The 15665-nt window shown below is 60.1% G+C and carries 13 protein-coding genes; 8 read left to right on the forward strand and 5 right to left on the reverse strand.

From position 1 onward, the window contains the following. The first annotated feature begins 56 nt into the window (after positions 1-56). Positions 57-2369, forward strand: a complete 2313-nt coding sequence (locus tag HCZ87_RS02325) for an ATP-binding protein (protein ID WP_167642159.1) — start codon at positions 57-59, stop codon at positions 2367-2369. Between the two features lie 266 nt (positions 2370-2635). Here the strand turns inward: HCZ87_RS02325 and HCZ87_RS02330 are convergent, their stop codons facing one another. Then, the gene (locus tag HCZ87_RS02330; RefSeq protein WP_167642160.1) at positions 2636-3232 is read right to left on the reverse strand and encodes a gamma-glutamyl kinase; all 597 of its coding nucleotides are present in this window, start codon (positions 3230-3232) and stop codon (positions 2636-2638) included. Positions 3233-3426: 194 nt separating this feature from the next. Here HCZ87_RS02330 and recA point away from each other — a divergent pair, with 194 nt between their 5' ends. The 4 genes from recA (at position 3427) to HCZ87_RS02350 (ending at position 8186) form a co-directional block, all read left to right on the forward strand. Beyond that, positions 3427-4503, forward strand: a complete 1077-nt coding sequence (recA, locus tag HCZ87_RS02335) for a recombinase RecA (protein WP_167642161.1) — start codon at positions 3427-3429, stop codon at positions 4501-4503. A 1-nt stretch (position 4504) separates the two neighbouring features. After that, positions 4505-5050 (forward strand): hypothetical protein, encoded by a 546-nt coding sequence (locus HCZ87_RS02340; protein ID WP_167642162.1) that lies wholly within the window; start codon positions 4505-4507, stop codon positions 5048-5050. A gap of 118 nt (positions 5051-5168) precedes the next feature. After that, on the forward strand, positions 5169-7820 hold the full coding sequence (gene alaS, locus HCZ87_RS02345; protein ID WP_167642163.1) for an alanine--tRNA ligase: 2652 nt from the start codon (positions 5169-5171) through the stop codon (positions 7818-7820). Between the two features lie 78 nt (positions 7821-7898). Then, complete coding sequence (locus tag HCZ87_RS02350; protein ID WP_167642164.1) at positions 7899-8186, forward strand: DUF1330 domain-containing protein; 288 nt, start codon at positions 7899-7901, stop codon at positions 8184-8186. A gap of 159 nt (positions 8187-8345) precedes the next feature. Here HCZ87_RS02350 and typA read toward each other — a convergent pair whose 3' ends face one another. The 4 genes from typA to HCZ87_RS02370 form a co-directional block, all read right to left on the reverse strand. Continuing rightward, positions 8346-10166: a translational GTPase TypA gene (typA, locus tag HCZ87_RS02355; protein WP_167642165.1), complete on the reverse strand. Its 1821-nt coding sequence runs from the start codon at positions 10164-10166 to the stop codon at positions 8346-8348. A gap of 152 nt (positions 10167-10318) precedes the next feature. After that, on the reverse strand, positions 10319-11488 hold the full coding sequence (locus tag HCZ87_RS02360) for an HD domain-containing protein (protein WP_167642166.1): 1170 nt from the start codon (positions 11486-11488) through the stop codon (positions 10319-10321). Further along, the gene (locus HCZ87_RS02365; RefSeq protein WP_167642167.1) at positions 11485-11733 is read right to left on the reverse strand and encodes a hypothetical protein; all 249 of its coding nucleotides are present in this window, start codon (positions 11731-11733) and stop codon (positions 11485-11487) included. The genes HCZ87_RS02360 and HCZ87_RS02365 overlap by 4 nt, the downstream gene beginning before the upstream one ends. After that, entirely contained in the window at positions 11733-12386 is a 654-nt protein-coding gene (locus HCZ87_RS02370; RefSeq protein WP_167642168.1) for an alpha/beta hydrolase, read from the reverse strand. The genes HCZ87_RS02365 and HCZ87_RS02370 overlap by 1 nt, the downstream gene beginning before the upstream one ends. 184 nt (positions 12387-12570) lie before the next feature. Here HCZ87_RS02370 and HCZ87_RS02375 point away from each other — a divergent pair, with 184 nt between their 5' ends. The 3 genes from HCZ87_RS02375 to sufB are packed head-to-tail and all read left to right on the forward strand — an operon-like array spanning position 12571 to position 15651. Then, the gene (locus HCZ87_RS02375) at positions 12571-13029 is read left to right on the forward strand and encodes an Rrf2 family transcriptional regulator (RefSeq protein WP_167642169.1); all 459 of its coding nucleotides are present in this window, start codon (positions 12571-12573) and stop codon (positions 13027-13029) included. 42 nt (positions 13030-13071) lie between these two features. After that, the gene (locus tag HCZ87_RS02380) at positions 13072-14115 is read left to right on the forward strand and encodes a cysteine desulfurase family protein (protein WP_167642170.1); all 1044 of its coding nucleotides are present in this window, start codon (positions 13072-13074) and stop codon (positions 14113-14115) included. Positions 14116-14130: 15 nt separating this feature from the next. Next, positions 14131-15651, forward strand: a complete 1521-nt coding sequence (gene sufB / locus HCZ87_RS02385) for a Fe-S cluster assembly protein SufB (RefSeq protein WP_167642171.1) — start codon at positions 14131-14133, stop codon at positions 15649-15651. The last annotated feature ends 14 nt before the right edge of the window (positions 15652-15665 follow it).

Raw genomic sequence — 15665 nt, forward strand, 5'->3', positions numbered from 1 at the left:
CGCCTTAACCAAGACTAACGCGATATTGCGACGTGAAGATTGATAACGGAGCCGCAATGATCGGTCGCACTTCCTCCTTTGTGCCGAACCTGAAGGTTCAAACGCCCGAACAGGCGCGGCTTGCCGTGACCTTTTGCCTGGCGCTGCTGCTTGTGGCCTGCCCCTGGCTGCTGACGCTGCCGGATTGGATCGGGCGGGCGCTGATCGCCGTCGGTCTGACACTGGCCGGTGTGGCGGCGCTGGTATTTGTGCAAAGCCGATCCCGGCTTGCGGCGAAAACCATGGCAAGCGAGCTGCTTGGCGGCTTTATCGACAAGGACGCGACGCCGAGTTTCGTGACCGATGATGCCGGTGTGATCCACGCCTGCAACTCTGCGGCGCTGAAACGGTTTGAGGGCAGCGAGAGCGAGACCATCTCCGGCACCTTGCGGTCGGTTCTGGCCAATCCCTCGGCGGTCTTGCTGCGGTTGCAGACGCGGGCACAGCAGGACGGCGCCGCAAGCGAGGATTTCGTGACCCGCCGTGGCCAGCTGCGTCTTGCGGTGCATGAGATGACAGCCGGGAGCTTCCTCTGGCGGGTTGAGGATCGGGTCGAGCGTCCGTCGGGGCGGGCGTCAGATACCAGCCCGGTGCCGATGATCTCTGTCGGGCGGACCGGGGCGGTGCTTTTCATGAACGAGGCGGCGCGCAGCCTGATTGGAGCGCGGGTTAAATCCACCGAACGTTTGTTTACCTCGCTGCCGGTGATGCCGGGGCGGATCAACACCATCATGACCAAGACCGGCGCGGTGGAGGTGCTGGTCAGCGAACACTGCCATGGCCAGGGCCGCAGCGAGCTTTATTTCCTGAAGGCGGATGTCGAGGACAGCGGCCCCCATACCGGTTTTGAAACCCTGCCCGTGCCGCTCCTGAAGGTGCGGCCAAGCGGCGAGGTCATGGCGATCAACCGCATGGCGCTGCGCCTTCTCGGGGCAGAGAAGGCCGAAGGCGTGCATCTTGGTCAGCTGATGGAAGGGCTTGGCCGGCCGATGAACGACTGGTTGCAGGAAACCGCTAAGGGGCTCGCGCCGCATAAATCCGAATTCCTGCGGGTCTCGCGCGAGGATAAGGAGGTTTTTGTTCAGGTCACGCTGACCCGGGTGATCGAGGAGGGCGAAACGCTGCTGATGGCGGTGCTGAACGACGCCACCGAGCTCAAGACGCTGGAGGCGCAATTTGTCCAGAGCCAGAAAATGCAGGCGATCGGACAGCTTGCTGGCGGCGTTGCGCATGATTTCAACAACCTCCTGACGGCAATTTCGGGCCATTGCGACCTTCTGTTGCTGCGCCATGATCAGGGCGACCAGGACTATGGCGACCTGATCCAGATCCATGAAAATGCCAACCGGGCAGCGGCCTTGGTGAGCCAGCTTCTGGCCTTCTCGCGCAAGCAGACCTTGCAGCCCGAGGTGCTGGATGTGCGCGAAACGCTGTCGGATCTGACCCATCTGCTGAACCGGCTGGTGGGAGAGCGGGTCTCGCTCACGCTCAGCCACGATCCGGTCATGCGCTCGATCCGTGCCGACAAGCGGCAGCTGGAGCAGGTCTTGATGAACCTCGTCGTGAATGCCCGCGACGCCATGCCCAGCGGCGGCGAAATCCGGGTCGAAACCGAGGTGATCTCTCTGGATGCGCCGTTGGAGCGCAACCGTGCGGTGGTGCCGCCGGGCGAATGGGTGACCATCCAGGTCAGCGACGAGGGCAGCGGCATCGCGCCCGATAAGCTGCAAAAGGTGTTTGAACCCTTCTACACCACCAAACGCACCGGCGAGGGCACCGGGCTTGGTCTCTCTACCGCCTATGGGATCATCAAGCAGACCGGCGGCTTTATCTTTGTGGATTCAAAGGTCAACGTGGGCACCAAGTTCACGCTCTATTTCCCGGTCTATCGCAGCGATGGTGCGGAAGAGGCCGAGGCCGTGGCGGAGGTCGCCCCCAAGCCCAAACTCGCCGCGCAGCATGGCGATGGTGTGATCCTCTTGGTCGAGGACGAGGCCCCGGTGCGCGCCTTTGCCTCCCGGGCGCTGCGCATGCGCGGCTATACGGTGCTGGAGGCGGATTCCGCCGAGGAAGCCTTGCACACGCTGGAAGATCCGAACCTCAGCGTCGATGTCTTTGTGACCGATGTGATTATGCCGGGTATGGATGGGCCCAGCTGGGTGCGCGAAGCGCTGAAGGAACGCCCGGGCACCAAGGTGGTGTTCGTTTCCGGCTATTCCGAGGGCGCCTTTGGCGATGCCGAGCCGGAAGTGCCGAATTCGGTCTTCCTCGCCAAACCCTTCTCGCTCAGCCAGTTGACCGAGACGGTACAATTGCAGTTGCAGGACTAGGCTCAGGACCCATTAATCCTGCATCACTGGCGCGAAATCCACGAAAGATCAGTGCTTTGGCCTGCGCCGGGAATAGTGGTTCTATTTCCAAGCAGGCCAAAGTGCTGAGATGAAGTGGATTTCGCGTCCTTCGGATTTGACGGTCTTTTGTCCTGACCGCCTCTCAGTTCCTTGAAATAGAACCACTATTCCTTCAGTATGGCTCGTTGTCAGGACAAAAAACTGACAAACCAGTGGCGCAGGATTAATGGGTCCTGAGCCTAGGGTCAGGCGGGGATTGAGCCGTAGAGCGCGAACTCCTCCGGGTGTTTGCGCCTGAGCTTCTCCAGCGTGCGCGGCTCCAGCGTCAGATCCGCCTTTGGGCTGACGTTTTCCTGTTGGGTTTCAATGGATATCCCGGTGCGCTCTTCCAGAAAGCTGTGAAACGGCGCCAGGTTTTCATAGGCAAAGAGATGCGTCACGCGGCAGCCATTGGGCTGGGGTTCCAGAAATTTCGCCTGGCTGCCGACATTCGCATGGGGCGGGCGCTTGCCCTTGCAGTAATCCTGTACAAAGGCATCGAAACTCAGCCCCTTGGTCGAGACAGGCTTGCCGTCCAGATGCGGGCGCTGGCGAAAGCGATACCAGCTGCCAAGCCAGTCCACGGGCTCGCGCATCACCGCCGCCAGCTCCAGCTCGGTGTCGCAGACCCGTTCGAACATCGGGCGAATCCAGCGGTTGTAGCGATAGACGGGCGCGTGTTTCAGCTCTGGCGGGTCGGAGATCACGATATCCGCGTGGGGTCTCAGCGCCGTTTGCAGGGCGGTTGTGCCGGTCTTCGGCACCGACAGGAGCGCCAATTTTGCACGATAAAATACCATCATGTCGTGAAAGCCCCGGCAATAATTCCAAGCGTTCCTGACTTGTAAACCATTCTTTAACCACGTTTCCAGCCTGCTGGAGACCTTATGTTTGGGCTTGCAATGTTCTTGTTTTGAACTCATAAGGAACAAGAGGAGAACAAAGCAGTGATTGTCGTCCGCCCTCGGGTGTGACACATAGAAGAGGACACGGGATTATGGCGGATCTATTGACCATGAAGGACGACAAGAAGAGCGGCGACAAGAAAAAAGCTCTGGACAGCGCGCTCGCCCAGATCGAACGGCAGTTCGGCAAGGGCTCGATCATGAAACTGGGCGATGGCACCGCCTTGCAGGAGATCGAGGCAAGCTCGACGGGCTCTCTCGGGCTGGATATCGCGCTGGGGATCGGCGGCCTGCCGATGGGGCGGATCATTGAAATCTACGGGCCGGAAAGCTCCGGCAAGACCACGCTCACGCTGCACTGCATTGCGGAACAACAGAAAAAAGGCGGCGTCTGCGCCTTTGTGGATGCCGAGCACGCGCTGGATCCGCAATATGCGCGCAAACTCGGCGTGGATCTGGACGAATTGCTGATTTCGCAACCCGACACCGGCGAACAGGCGCTGGAAATCACCGACACGCTGGTGCGTTCCGGGGCGGTGAATATGGTGATCGTGGACTCCGTCGCGGCGCTCACGCCGAAATCGGAACTCGAAGGTGATATGGGCGACAGCAGCGTTGGCGTGCATGCCCGCCTGATGAGCCAGGCAATGCGCAAGCTGACCGGCTCCATCAGCCGTTCCAAATGCATGGTGATCTTCATCAACCAGATTCGGATGAAGATCGGCGTGATGTTTGGCTCGCCCGAGACCACGACAGGCGGCAACGCGCTGAAGTTCTACTCCTCCGTGCGTCTGGACATTCGCCGCATTGGCGCAATCAAGGACCGCGACGAGGTTGTCGGCAACGCCACCCGCGTGAAAGTCGTGAAAAACAAGGTGGCGCCGCCGTTCAAACAGGTGGAATTCGACATCATGTATGGCGAAGGCATCTCCAAAATGGGTGAACTGCTGGATCTGGGTGTGGCGGCCGGGGTGGTCAATAAATCCGGGGCCTGGTTCTCTTACGGGGACGAGCGCATCGGGCAGGGGCGCGAAAACGCCAAGACCTACCTGCGGGAAAACACCCGTGTCGCGCTGGAGATTGAGGACAAGATCCGCGCCGCCCATGGGCTCGAATTTGATATGCCCCCGGGCGAGAAGGACGACGACGTCCTGTTTGATGAAGGCTGACATGCAGGTCAGCCGTGAAGAGCTGAACGCGGCGCTGCCGCATGTGATGGCCGCCCCGAAGGATCGGGCGGCCATTTTCATGTTGTGCCTGCGCCCCGGGTATAATCAGCGCCAGTTTGTAGACGAGATCGCCGTGACGCCGGAGGAGGGCATCCCCGGCGAGCGCTGGTCTTCAAAACCCTGGCTGACCCTGCCGGATGGCGCGCCGCATCCGGGGATTCAGATCAGCATTCTGTCCAAACGGGTGCTGGATCTGGTCTGGCGCGACCGTGAAAACCTGCCGCATCCGGGCGATAGTTTCATCGTGGATATGGACCTCTCTGAGGCCAACCTGCCCACAGGCCAATTGTTGCAGGTCGGATCAGCGGTCTTGCGGGTGTCGGATGTGTTCAACGAGGGCTGCGTGAAATGGAAGGTACGCTATGGCACCGCGGCAAAAGACTGGATCGTCGATCCTGATAACATTGCGCTGCGCCTGCGGGGGATCCTGTGTTCGGTGGAGCGAGCAGGCCGCTTTTGCACCGGTGATGTTTTGATCAAAATCTGAGGCCAATTCCCTGTGTTTCAAGGGAATTGGCCGCGATTGCTTTGCGCGGTGGACAGCCCTGCATCAGCGCGATAAACCGCCTTAGACGAACCATTCACATCAAGAAAGCCGCGTTGCCATGCCCAGCTTGAACGACATCCGGTCGACCTTCCTCAACTATTTTGCCAAGCAAGGCCATGAGATTGTGGACTCGAGCCCTCTGGTTCCGCGCAATGATCCGACCTTGATGTTCACAAACTCCGGTATGGTGCAGTTCAAGAACTGTTTCACCGGGCTGGAAAAACGCGACTATGTGCGCGCCACCACCGCACAGAAATGCGTGCGCGCCGGCGGCAAGCACAACGATCTGGACAATGTCGGCTATACCGCCCGTCACCACACGTTTTTTGAAATGCTGGGGAACTTCTCCTTTGGCGACTATTTCAAGGAACAGGCTATCCCCTATGCCTGGGAACTGGTGACCAAGGAATTCGGCATCGACAAGTCACGGCTCTTGACCACGGTCTATCACACCGACGACGAAGCCTTTGAAATCTGGAAGAAAGTCGGCGTTCCCGAAGATCGGATCATTCGGATCGAGACCTCCGACAACTTCTGGCAGATGGGCCCGACCGGCCCCTGCGGTCCCTGTACCGAGATTTTCTATGACCATGGCGATCATATCTGGGGTGGCCCTCCGGGCAGCCCGGAAGAAGACGGGGATCGCTTCATCGAGATCTGGAACCTCGTTTTTATGCAGAACGAGCAGTTCGAAGATGGCTCCATGCGGGCGCTGGATATGCAGTCGATCGACACCGGCATGGGGTTAGAGCGCATCGGCGCGCTGCTGCAAGGCTCGCATGACAACTACGATACCGATCTGTTCAAGGCGCTGATCGAGGCGTCAGCGGATGTGACCAGCGTCGATCCTTACGGCGATCAGAACGTGCACCACCGGGTGATTGCGGACCATCTGCGCTCCACCTCCTTCCTGATTTCCGACGGGGTGATGCCCTCGAATGATGGTCGCGGCTATGTGCTGCGCCGCATCATGCGCCGTGCAATGCGTCATGCGCATTTGCTGGGCGCCAAGGATCCGGTGATGCACCGTCTGGTGCCCGCGCTGGTGCAGCAGATGGGCGCCGCCTACCCGGAGCTTGGCCGCGCGCAGGCGCTTATCGAGGAGACGCTGAAGCTGGAAGAAACCCGCTTCAAGCAGACCCTGGATCGCGGGTTGAAGCTGCTGGATGATGAACTGTCCGATCTGGAAGAGGGGGCGCCGCTGCCTGGCGCCGCAGCTTTCAAGCTCTATGATACCTACGGATTTCCGCTCGACCTGACACAGGATGCGCTGCGCGAAAAGGGCCGCGAGGTCGATACCGATGGCTTTGACAGCGCCATGGCCGAGCAAAAAGCCAAGGCGCGCGCCGCCTGGGCGGGCTCCGGTGAAGCTGCCGACAGCACCATCTGGTATGATGTAGCTGACAGCAAGGGCACCACGGAGTTCCTCGGCTATGAAACCGAGAGCGCCGAGGGCCAGATTGTTGCGCTGGTCAAGGATGGCGAGATCGTCCAGGAGGCCGGGCAGGGCGACAGTGTTCAGGTCGTTCTGAACCAGACGCCGTTCTATGCGGAATCCGGTGGTCAGGTCGGCGATAGCGGTGTGATCCGCGTCGAAGGCGGCCTGCTGCGCGTGAGTGACACCAAGAAGGTTGCTGGCGTCTTCATCCACTTTGCCGAAGTGGCTGACGGTCTTGTGACCACCGGTGCCTCTGCACAGCTGGAGGTCGATAACGCGCGCCGTACCGCTATTCGTGCAAACCACTCCGCCACGCACCTGCTGCATGAGGCCCTGCGTGAGGCGCTTGGTGATCACGTTGCGCAGCGCGGCTCGCTCAATGCGGACGACCGTCTGCGGTTCGATTTCAGTCATGGCAAGGCGCTCTCGGAAGCCGAGCTGAGCCAGGTCGCGACGGATGTGAACCGTTTCATCCGTCAAAACACCGCCGTGGAAACCCGCATCATGACGCCGGATGACGCGCGGGCCCTGGGGGCGCAGGCGCTGTTCGGCGAGAAATACGGCGATGAGGTGCGCGTGGTTTCCATGGGTCGGGCCGCAACTGGCAAGGGCCATGACGGCGAGACCTATTCGATCGAGCTTTGCGGCGGCACGCATGTGAAACAGACCGGCGACATTGGCACCTTTGTGATCCTGGGCGACAGTGCCTCCTCTGCGGGGGTGCGTCGGATCGAGGCGCTCACCGGGGCTGCGGCCTTTGACTATCTGACGCGTGAAGCTGGCCGGATGGCTGAGGTTGCCGGATCTCTCAAGGCGCAATCGGGCGAGGTCATGGACCGGCTGAAGGCGCTGATGGACGAACGCCGCGCGTTGCAGAACGAGATCGCCAACCTCAAGCAGCAGATCGCCATGGGCGGCGGTGCGGGCGGTGGCGCCGAAACCAAGGAGATCGGCGGCAAGACCTTTGTCGGCCAAGCGCTGCAAGGGGTGTCGGGCAAGGATCTGCGCGGTCTGATTGATGCGCATAAGCAGAAAATCGGCTCCGGCGTGATCCTGCTGATCGCCGAAGATGACGGCAAGGTTGCCGTTGCGGCTGGGGTGACCGATGATCTGACCGGCGAGATCTCCGCCGTTGATGTGCTGCGGGCCGCTGTGCCTGCGGTTGGCGGCAAGGGCGGCGGTGGACGACCGGATATGGCGCAGGGTGGTGGCAAGGATTTTGCCGGTGCCGAAGAGGCGATCAAAGCCGCCGAAGCGCTCCTTGCTGGCTGACCATTTGGTCAAAAATCACTTGGTCTTTTCGGCAAATGCCTTAGGGTGCCGGAAAGACCATTCTGACGGGAGACCCAAATGCCTGCACTCTGGATTGCACATGTGACAGTGACCGACGCGGAGGCCTATGGAAAATACGCCGAGCTTGCCGGTCCGGCGATCGCCAAACATGGCGGTACATTTATCGCGCGCGGCGGACGGTTTGTTCAGCTTGAGGGCAAGGAGCGGCCGCGCAATGTGGTGGCGAAATTCGCCAGCGTTGATGCTGCGGTGGCGTGCTACAACAGCCCTGAATATCAGGAGGCGCTGAGCCACGCGCGTGACGCATCCGAACGCGAGCTGATGGTCGTCGAGACCAGCGAATAGCGGATCATTCCAGCACTATTGCAAGATAAGGCGCCGTTTGGCGCCTTTTTCTTTGCGTCTCTGGGGTGTCTGACAGGTATATGGAATGCACGTTCCTCTTCCGTCAGGAAAACACAAAAAAGGCCGCCAATTCGGCGGCCTTTTGTAGATTTGTAGCGACTACTGGTTCGCTTTGGCCATCCGCTTGCGCTCATGCGGGTCCAGATAGCGTTTGCGCAGACGCACGGAGCGCGGTGTGACCTCGACCAGCTCGTCGTCGTTGATATAGGCAATGGCCTCTTCCAGCGAGAGCGTGATCGGCGTGGTCAGGCGGACCGCTTCATCGGTGCCGGAGGCGCGCACGTTGGTCAGCTTCTTGCCTTTGAGCGGGTTCACTTCCAGATCGTTTTCGCGGCTGTGCTCGCCAATGATCATGCCGGTGTAGACATCTGCCTGCGCGCCGATGAACATCTTGCCGCGCTCTTCGAGGTTCCACAGCGCATAGGCCACGGATTGGCCGTTCTCCATGGAGATCAGCACCCCGGCACGACGGCCCGGAATGGAGCCCTTATGCGGGGTCCAGCCGTGGAACACGCGGTTCAGAACGCCGGTGCCACGGGTGTCGGTCAGGAATTCGCCGTGATAGCCGATCAGGCCGCGCGACGGAACATGCGCGATGATCCGCGTTTTGCCGACACCGGCCGGTTTCATCTCGACCAGCTCGCCCTTGCGGTTGCCGGTGAGTTTTTCAATCACCACGCCGGAGTATTCGTCATCAACGTCGATGGTGGCTTCTTCGACCGGCTCCAGACGCTGGCCGTTTTCTTCCTTGAACAGAACCTGCGGACGGGAGATCGACAGTTCGAACCCTTCGCGGCGCATGTTCTCGATCAAAACGCCCATCTGGAGTTCGCCACGACCTGCAACCTCGAAGGCTTCGCCGCCGGGGGTGTCGCTGACCTGGATGGCCACGTTCAGCTCTGCTTCTTTCATCAGGCGATCACGGATGACGCGGGACTGAACCTTTTTGCCGTCACGACCCGCCAGCGGGCTGTCGTTGATGCCAAAGGTCACGGTGATGGTGGGCGGATCGATCGGCTGAGCGGGCAGGGCCTCGTTGACCGAAGTATCAACCAGCGAATCCGCAACGGTGGCTTTGGTCATGCCGGCAACGGTGACGATATCGCCCGCTTCAGCCAGATCGATCGGTTGCTGCGCCAGACCACGGAAGGCCATGATCTTGGTGGCGCGGAAGTTTTCGATCAGCGCGCCATCGCGGCTCAGCGCCTTGATGCTTTCGCCGACTTTCAGCGTGCCGCTTTCGACGCGACCAGTCAGGATGCGGCCCATGAAGGGATCCGCGCCCAGCGTGGTCGCCAGCATGCGGAAGGGTTCTTCCTTATGGGCGATCTGCTTGGGGGCGGGGACGTGTTTGACCACCAGATCGAACAGCGCAGAGAGGTCCTTGCGCGGGCCGTCCAGCTCCATATCGGCCCAGCCGGAGCGACCGGAGGCATACATGGAGGGGAAATCGAGCTGATCATCGTCGGCGCCGAGGTTGGCAAAGAGGTCGAAACATTCGTCCAGCGCGCGGTCCGGCTCGGCGTCGGGTTTATCGACCTTGTTCAGCACCACGATGGGGCGCAGACCCAGGGCCAGCGCCTTGGAGGTCACGAATTTGGTTTGCGGCATCGGCCCTTCGGCGGCGTCCACCAGCAGCACAACACCGTCAACCATGGACAGAATCCGCTCCACTTCGCCGCCAAAGTCGGCGTGGCCGGGGGTGTCCACGATGTTGATCCGGGTGCCGTTCCATTCCACCGAAGTACATTTGGCGAGAATGGTAATGCCGCGTTCGCGTTCCAGGTCGTTGGAATCCATGGCACGTTCTGCCACGGCCTGGTTTTCGCGGAAGGCGCCGGATTGTTTCAGAAGCTCGTCAACCAGTGTGGTTTTGCCGTGGTCAACGTGCGCGATGATCGCAATATTGCGCAGGTCCATAAGGTATGCCTTTGATTGGGGTTGCCGCGCGAATAGCGCGATACTGGCCCGATGGCCAGTAGAAAAGACAAATCCGCGTGTTTCATATGCTGCGATGCCGCAAAGCGCACAGTCTCTCGCGGCGGATCGGGTCGGTTTCGTCTGGATCGGCGTCAGATCCTGTTTTGCGCCGTGAACCAGGGCAGCAGCTGCGCGCGCAGATGGTCCCAGACCGCGGGCACGCCGAGGGCGACCTTGGCCCCAACCCGGGTTTCGAGTTGGGACAGGGTGACGTCATATTCGACCCAGCTGCCGCCGCCGGTCGCCATATTCAACAGAACCGGCTGCACCCGATCCACCGATTTGGCGTAAATGGCGTCCGGGCTTTGCGCGGCTTCAAACTCCTGCCAGGTCCTCAGGCAGGCGTCGGCCTGATCGTCGGGCAGCAGGCCAAAGATCCGCCGCGCGGCAGAGAGTTCGGCCGCCTCAATGCGCGCAAGCGCGGCGGCGTCGAGTGCGCTGTGGATTGGCACATCGCCCGCGTCGATTTCAACAAGGTCATGCAGCAATAACATGATAAGCACGCGATCCAGCTTGATATCGGTGTTGCTATGCCCGGACAGGATCCAGGCGTATATCATGATGTGCCAGCTGTGTTCGGCGGAATTCTCATGACGGATGCCCGATGCGATCCGCGAAGCCCTGAGAATGGTCTTGAGCCGATCCGCCTCGGAGAGGAAAGCGAGGCGGGCGGCAAACATCGGATCCTCAATTGCCTCGCCCTTCAGCAACTGCTTGGCCGCGCGATACGCCTCGGGGAAGCGGTCCTGCAAGCTTGTCGCGCGCCCGGTGGTCAGGTTTTCCTTGACCACGCGCAGATGGTCCGCCGGAGGCACAGGCGCGCAAAGCGTCTGGAAGATCGGCTGGCAGTAATCCAACGCTTTTGCAAAGCGGGCATCGGCGCTTTGGGCGGCTTCGAACTCCTGCCAGATGGCGCTGAGCTCCTGCGCCTGAGGGAGGGGAAGCAGGCCGAAAATCCGCCGCTGTGCGCGTTCTTCTGCCCGTGCGACGGCCTCCCAATCCGTGGGTTCGTCGATGGGATGGTCGCCTACGTCGATTTCCACGATATCATGCAGCAGCAACATCTGGATAACGCGCGTGAGGCTGACGGCTTCGGGCGCATAGGGTGCAAAGGCCAGCGCATAGAGCGCCAGATGCCAGGAATGTTCTGCGGAGTTTTCAACCCGGCTGCCGTCCAGCAACAGGTTCTGACGATCCACCTCGCGCAGCCTTTCGATTTGAGAGAGAAAGTCGAACTGCTGCGTCAGGGTGTCGGTCGTCATCGTTGGTTTTGAGCCTCTGCTTCGAGTGCAGCCTTGGCATCCGCCAGGCGTTTGTTGAGAAACTCGCGTGCCTTGCGCTCGGCCAGTCGCACGCGGATCTCTGTCAGGAAGGCTTCTTCCAGAGATTGGGAGGCCGCCCCGAGGACTTGGGCAACCTCCATATAGATGCGGTCCTCATTGAGAACGTCCTGGATTTTTAACGTGTCCTCCGCCAGCTTTTCAGCCAGCTTATCCAGTCCTGCCATTAGCGCGAGGTCTCTGTCAGGCGGCGTTTCACATAATCGGAAACGGTGCCGATCATCGTGTCCATATGCTGATCTTGGAAGAAATGGTCAGCGCCTTCCACCTCGGTATGGGTGATGGTGATGCCCTTTTGCTCGTGCAGCTTGTTGACCAGACCAACGGTATCGGCGGGCGGTGCGACGCGATCCGCGGTGCCGTTGATGATCAGACCCGAAGACGGGCAGGGCGCGAGGAAGGAGAAATCATACATATTGGCCGGCGGTGCGACCGAGATGAAACCGGTGATCTCTGGGCGGCGCATCAACAGCTGCATGCCGATCCAGGCGCCAAAGGAGAAGCCCGCAACCCAGCAATGCTTGGAGTTGTTGTTCATCGACTGGAGGTAATCCAGCGCCGAGGCCGCATCGGACAATTCGCCCACGCCCTGATCATATTCGCCCTGCGAGCGACCGACGCCGCGGAAGTTGAACCGCAGGACCGTGAAACCCATATTATAGAACGCATAGTGGAGGTTATAGACCACCTTGTTGTTCATGGTGCCGCCAAATTGAGGATGCGGATGCAACACGATCGCGATCGGCGCGTCCCTTTCCTTTTGCGGGTGATAACGGCCTTCCAGGCGTCCTTCGGGTCCGGGGAAAATGACCTCAGGCATGGGGGGATGGATCCTATTCTCTTTTTGGCGCGGATGCAGAAGACAAATACTTGACGAATTTTCTCCGGCACCTTAGAACTATTCTAAAGAGGCGCAGGTGGACACCAGCACCTTGTCAAGCTGAGATACGCATTGACAGGGGTATCGTCAATCATTTGCTGCGTTTTCGCGAGAGGGTGAGCAAATGAAGCTATCAACCAAGGGACGGTATGCGATGGTGGCGCTGGCTGATATCGCGCTTCAACCCGCTGACGGGCTGGTCGTGCTTGCCGATATTTCCAAGCGTCAGGATATTTCCTTGCCCTATCTGGAACAGCTTTTTGTCAAGCTGCGCCGCGCGGGGCTGGTGGCGTCTGTGCGTGGTCCGGGCGGTGGATACCGTCTGGCGCGTCCCACGTCGGAAATTCGCGTGGTCGAGATCCTGTCGGCGGTGGATGAAACCGTGGATGCAATGCACAAGGGGGCCGGGGTCTCCGGCGGGTCTTGTGGCAGCCGCGCGCAATCGCTGACCAATCGCCTTTGGGAAGGACTCAGCGCCCATGTCTATGTTTTCCTTCATCAAACGCGGCTTTCGGATGTGATCGAAAATGATCTGGCGCCTTGTCCGGCGGTTCCGAACCTGTTTGCTGTGGTGGACGAGTAATGCCGTTTGCGCCGGCCAACGGACAGTGTAAAAGATGCATCCATGACCCGTGTTTATCTCGATCATAACGCCACATCCCCGCTGCGCCCAGAGGCGCGCGCGGCGATGATTGCGGCGATGGATATCTGCGGTAATCCCTCGTCCGTGCATGCCGAAGGTCGCGCCGCCAAGGCCGCGGTGGAGCGTGCCCGGGCGCAGGTCGCGGCTGCCTTTGGTGCGGATGGGGCGGATGTGGTCTTTACCTCGGGCTCAACCGAGGGGGCGGCGTTAGCGTTGGCCGGGCGTGACTTGCATGGTGCTGTGGTTGAACATGATGCCGTAAGGGCCGGAATTATCGAAGATCTTTCGGTTGATACGCTGGGGCGCGTCACGGTAACGGATGCGGCCAGGAGCTGCGTTCAGCTGGCTAATTCGGAAACCGGTGTCATTCAGGACCTGCCCGAAGGCTTGGCGGTGACGGATGCCACGCAGGCCTTTGGCAAGCTGCCGGTGGCGTTTAACTGGATGGGCGCGACCATGGCGCTGATCTCGGCGCATAAGCTCGGCGGACCCAAGGGGGTCGGCGCGGTTGTGTTGAAGCGCGGCACAGAGCTTGCGGCGCAGATCCGCGGTGGTGGTCAGGAAATGGGGCGGCGCTCCGGGACGGAAAATGTCATTGGAATCGTAGGGTTCGGCGCCGCAGCTGAAGCAGCGGCCAGGGATCTTGACGCAGGTCTCTGGGATCGGGTTGCAGCGCTGCGGGACCTGATGGAGAAGAGCATCGAGGCCGCGTGCCCCGAGACGATTTTTGTGGGCAAGGGCGCGCGCCGCCTGCCCAATACCTCTTGTTTTGCCACGCCCGGATGGAAGGGCGAAACGCAGGTGATGCAGATGGATCTGGCCGGTTTCGCGATCAGCGCGGGCAGTGCCTGTTCCAGTGGCAAGGTGCGCGCCAGCGCGGTTCTGACCGCGATGGGATTTGACGAGATGACGGCCCAGGGTGCGATCCGCGTATCGCTCGGGCCGCAAACAACAGAAACGGATGTGCTGCGCTTCACCGAAGCATGGTGCGCCAAACAGAAGAAACATCGCGCCCGCTCGGCGTGAGTTCAGGAGAAGAAAATGGCCGCTCTGGACCAATTCGAAGCAAAGGAAGGCGTTGATCAGGAAACGGTGGATGCCGTTCGCGATGTCAGCACCTATAAATACGGCTGGAACACCGATATCGAGATGGAATACGCCCCCAAAGGCGTGAACCCGGATATCGTGCGGCTGATCTCGAGCAAGAACGAAGAGCCCGAGTGGATGACCGAATGGCGCCTGCAAGCCTTTGAGCGCTGGACCGGCATGAAAGAGCCGAACTGGGCGATGGTGAACTATCCCGAGATCGACTTTCAGGACCAGTATTATTATGCCCGCCCCAAGAGCATGGAAGTGAAGCCGAAGTCGCTGGATGAGGTCGATCCCAAGCTGCTCGATACATATGCTAAGCTCGGTATCCCGTTGAAAGAACAAATGATTCTTGCGGGCGTAGAGGGTGCCGAAGAGGCCCAGACCGAAGAGCGCAAAGTTGCCGTGGATGCTGTATTTGACTCGGTTTCCGTCGGCACCACCTTTCAGGCCGAGCTGAAAAAAGCGGGCGTGATTTTCTGTTCCATCTCGGAAGCGATCCGCGAACATCCCGAGCTGGTCAAGAAATACCTCGGCACCGTTGTGCCCGCGTCTGACAACTTCTATGCGACGCTGAACTCGGCCGTGTTCTCTGATGGCTCCTTCGTTTATGTGCCGCCGGGCGTGCGCTGCCCGATGGAGCTGAGCACCTATTTCCGCATCAACGCGGAAAACACCGGTCAGTTCGAACGCACGCTGATTATTGCCGATAAAGGCAGTTATGTCAGCTACCTGGAAGGCTGTACCGCGCCGCAACGCGACACCGCGCAGCTGCATGCCGCCGTAGTCGAGATCATCATAGAAGAAGATGCCGAGGTGAAATACTCCACCGTTCAGAACTGGTATCCCGGTGATGAAAACGGCAAGGGCGGCATCTATAACTTCGTGACCAAACGTGCCGATTGCCGGGGCGACCGCGCCAAGGTGATGTGGACGCAAGTCGAAACCGGCTCTGCCGTGACCTGGAAATATCCCTCCTGCATCCTGCGTGGCAACGAGAGCCAGGGCGAATTCTACTCGATCGCCATCGCCAACAATATGCAACAGGCCGACACCGGCACCAAGATGATCCATCTCGGCAAGAATACCAAGTCGCGCATCGTCTCCAAGGGGATTTCGGCCGGCAAGGCGCAGAACACCTATCGTGGCCTTGTGTCGATGCACCCCAAAGCGAAGAATTCGCGCAACTATACCCAATGCGACAGCTTGCTGATCGGCGATAAATGCGGCGCGCACACGGTGCCCTATATCGAGGTGAAGAACAATTCCTCCCGCGTGGAACATGAGGCGACCACCTCCAAGGTGGACGACGATCAATTGTTCTACTGCCGCCAGCGTGGCATGGACGAGGAAGAGGCGGTCGCTCTGGTGGTGAACGGCTTCTGCAAGGACGTGCTGCAAGCGCTGCCGATGGAGTTCGCGATGGAAGCCCAGCAGCTCGTTGCGATTTCGCTGGAAGGTTCTGTGGGCTAATGGCAGGCCCCTGG

Origin of the sequence: Phaeobacter sp. HF9A (genome assembly GCF_011806385.1) — a bacterium.
GTDB lineage: Bacteria > Pseudomonadota > Alphaproteobacteria > Rhodobacterales > Rhodobacteraceae > Epibacterium.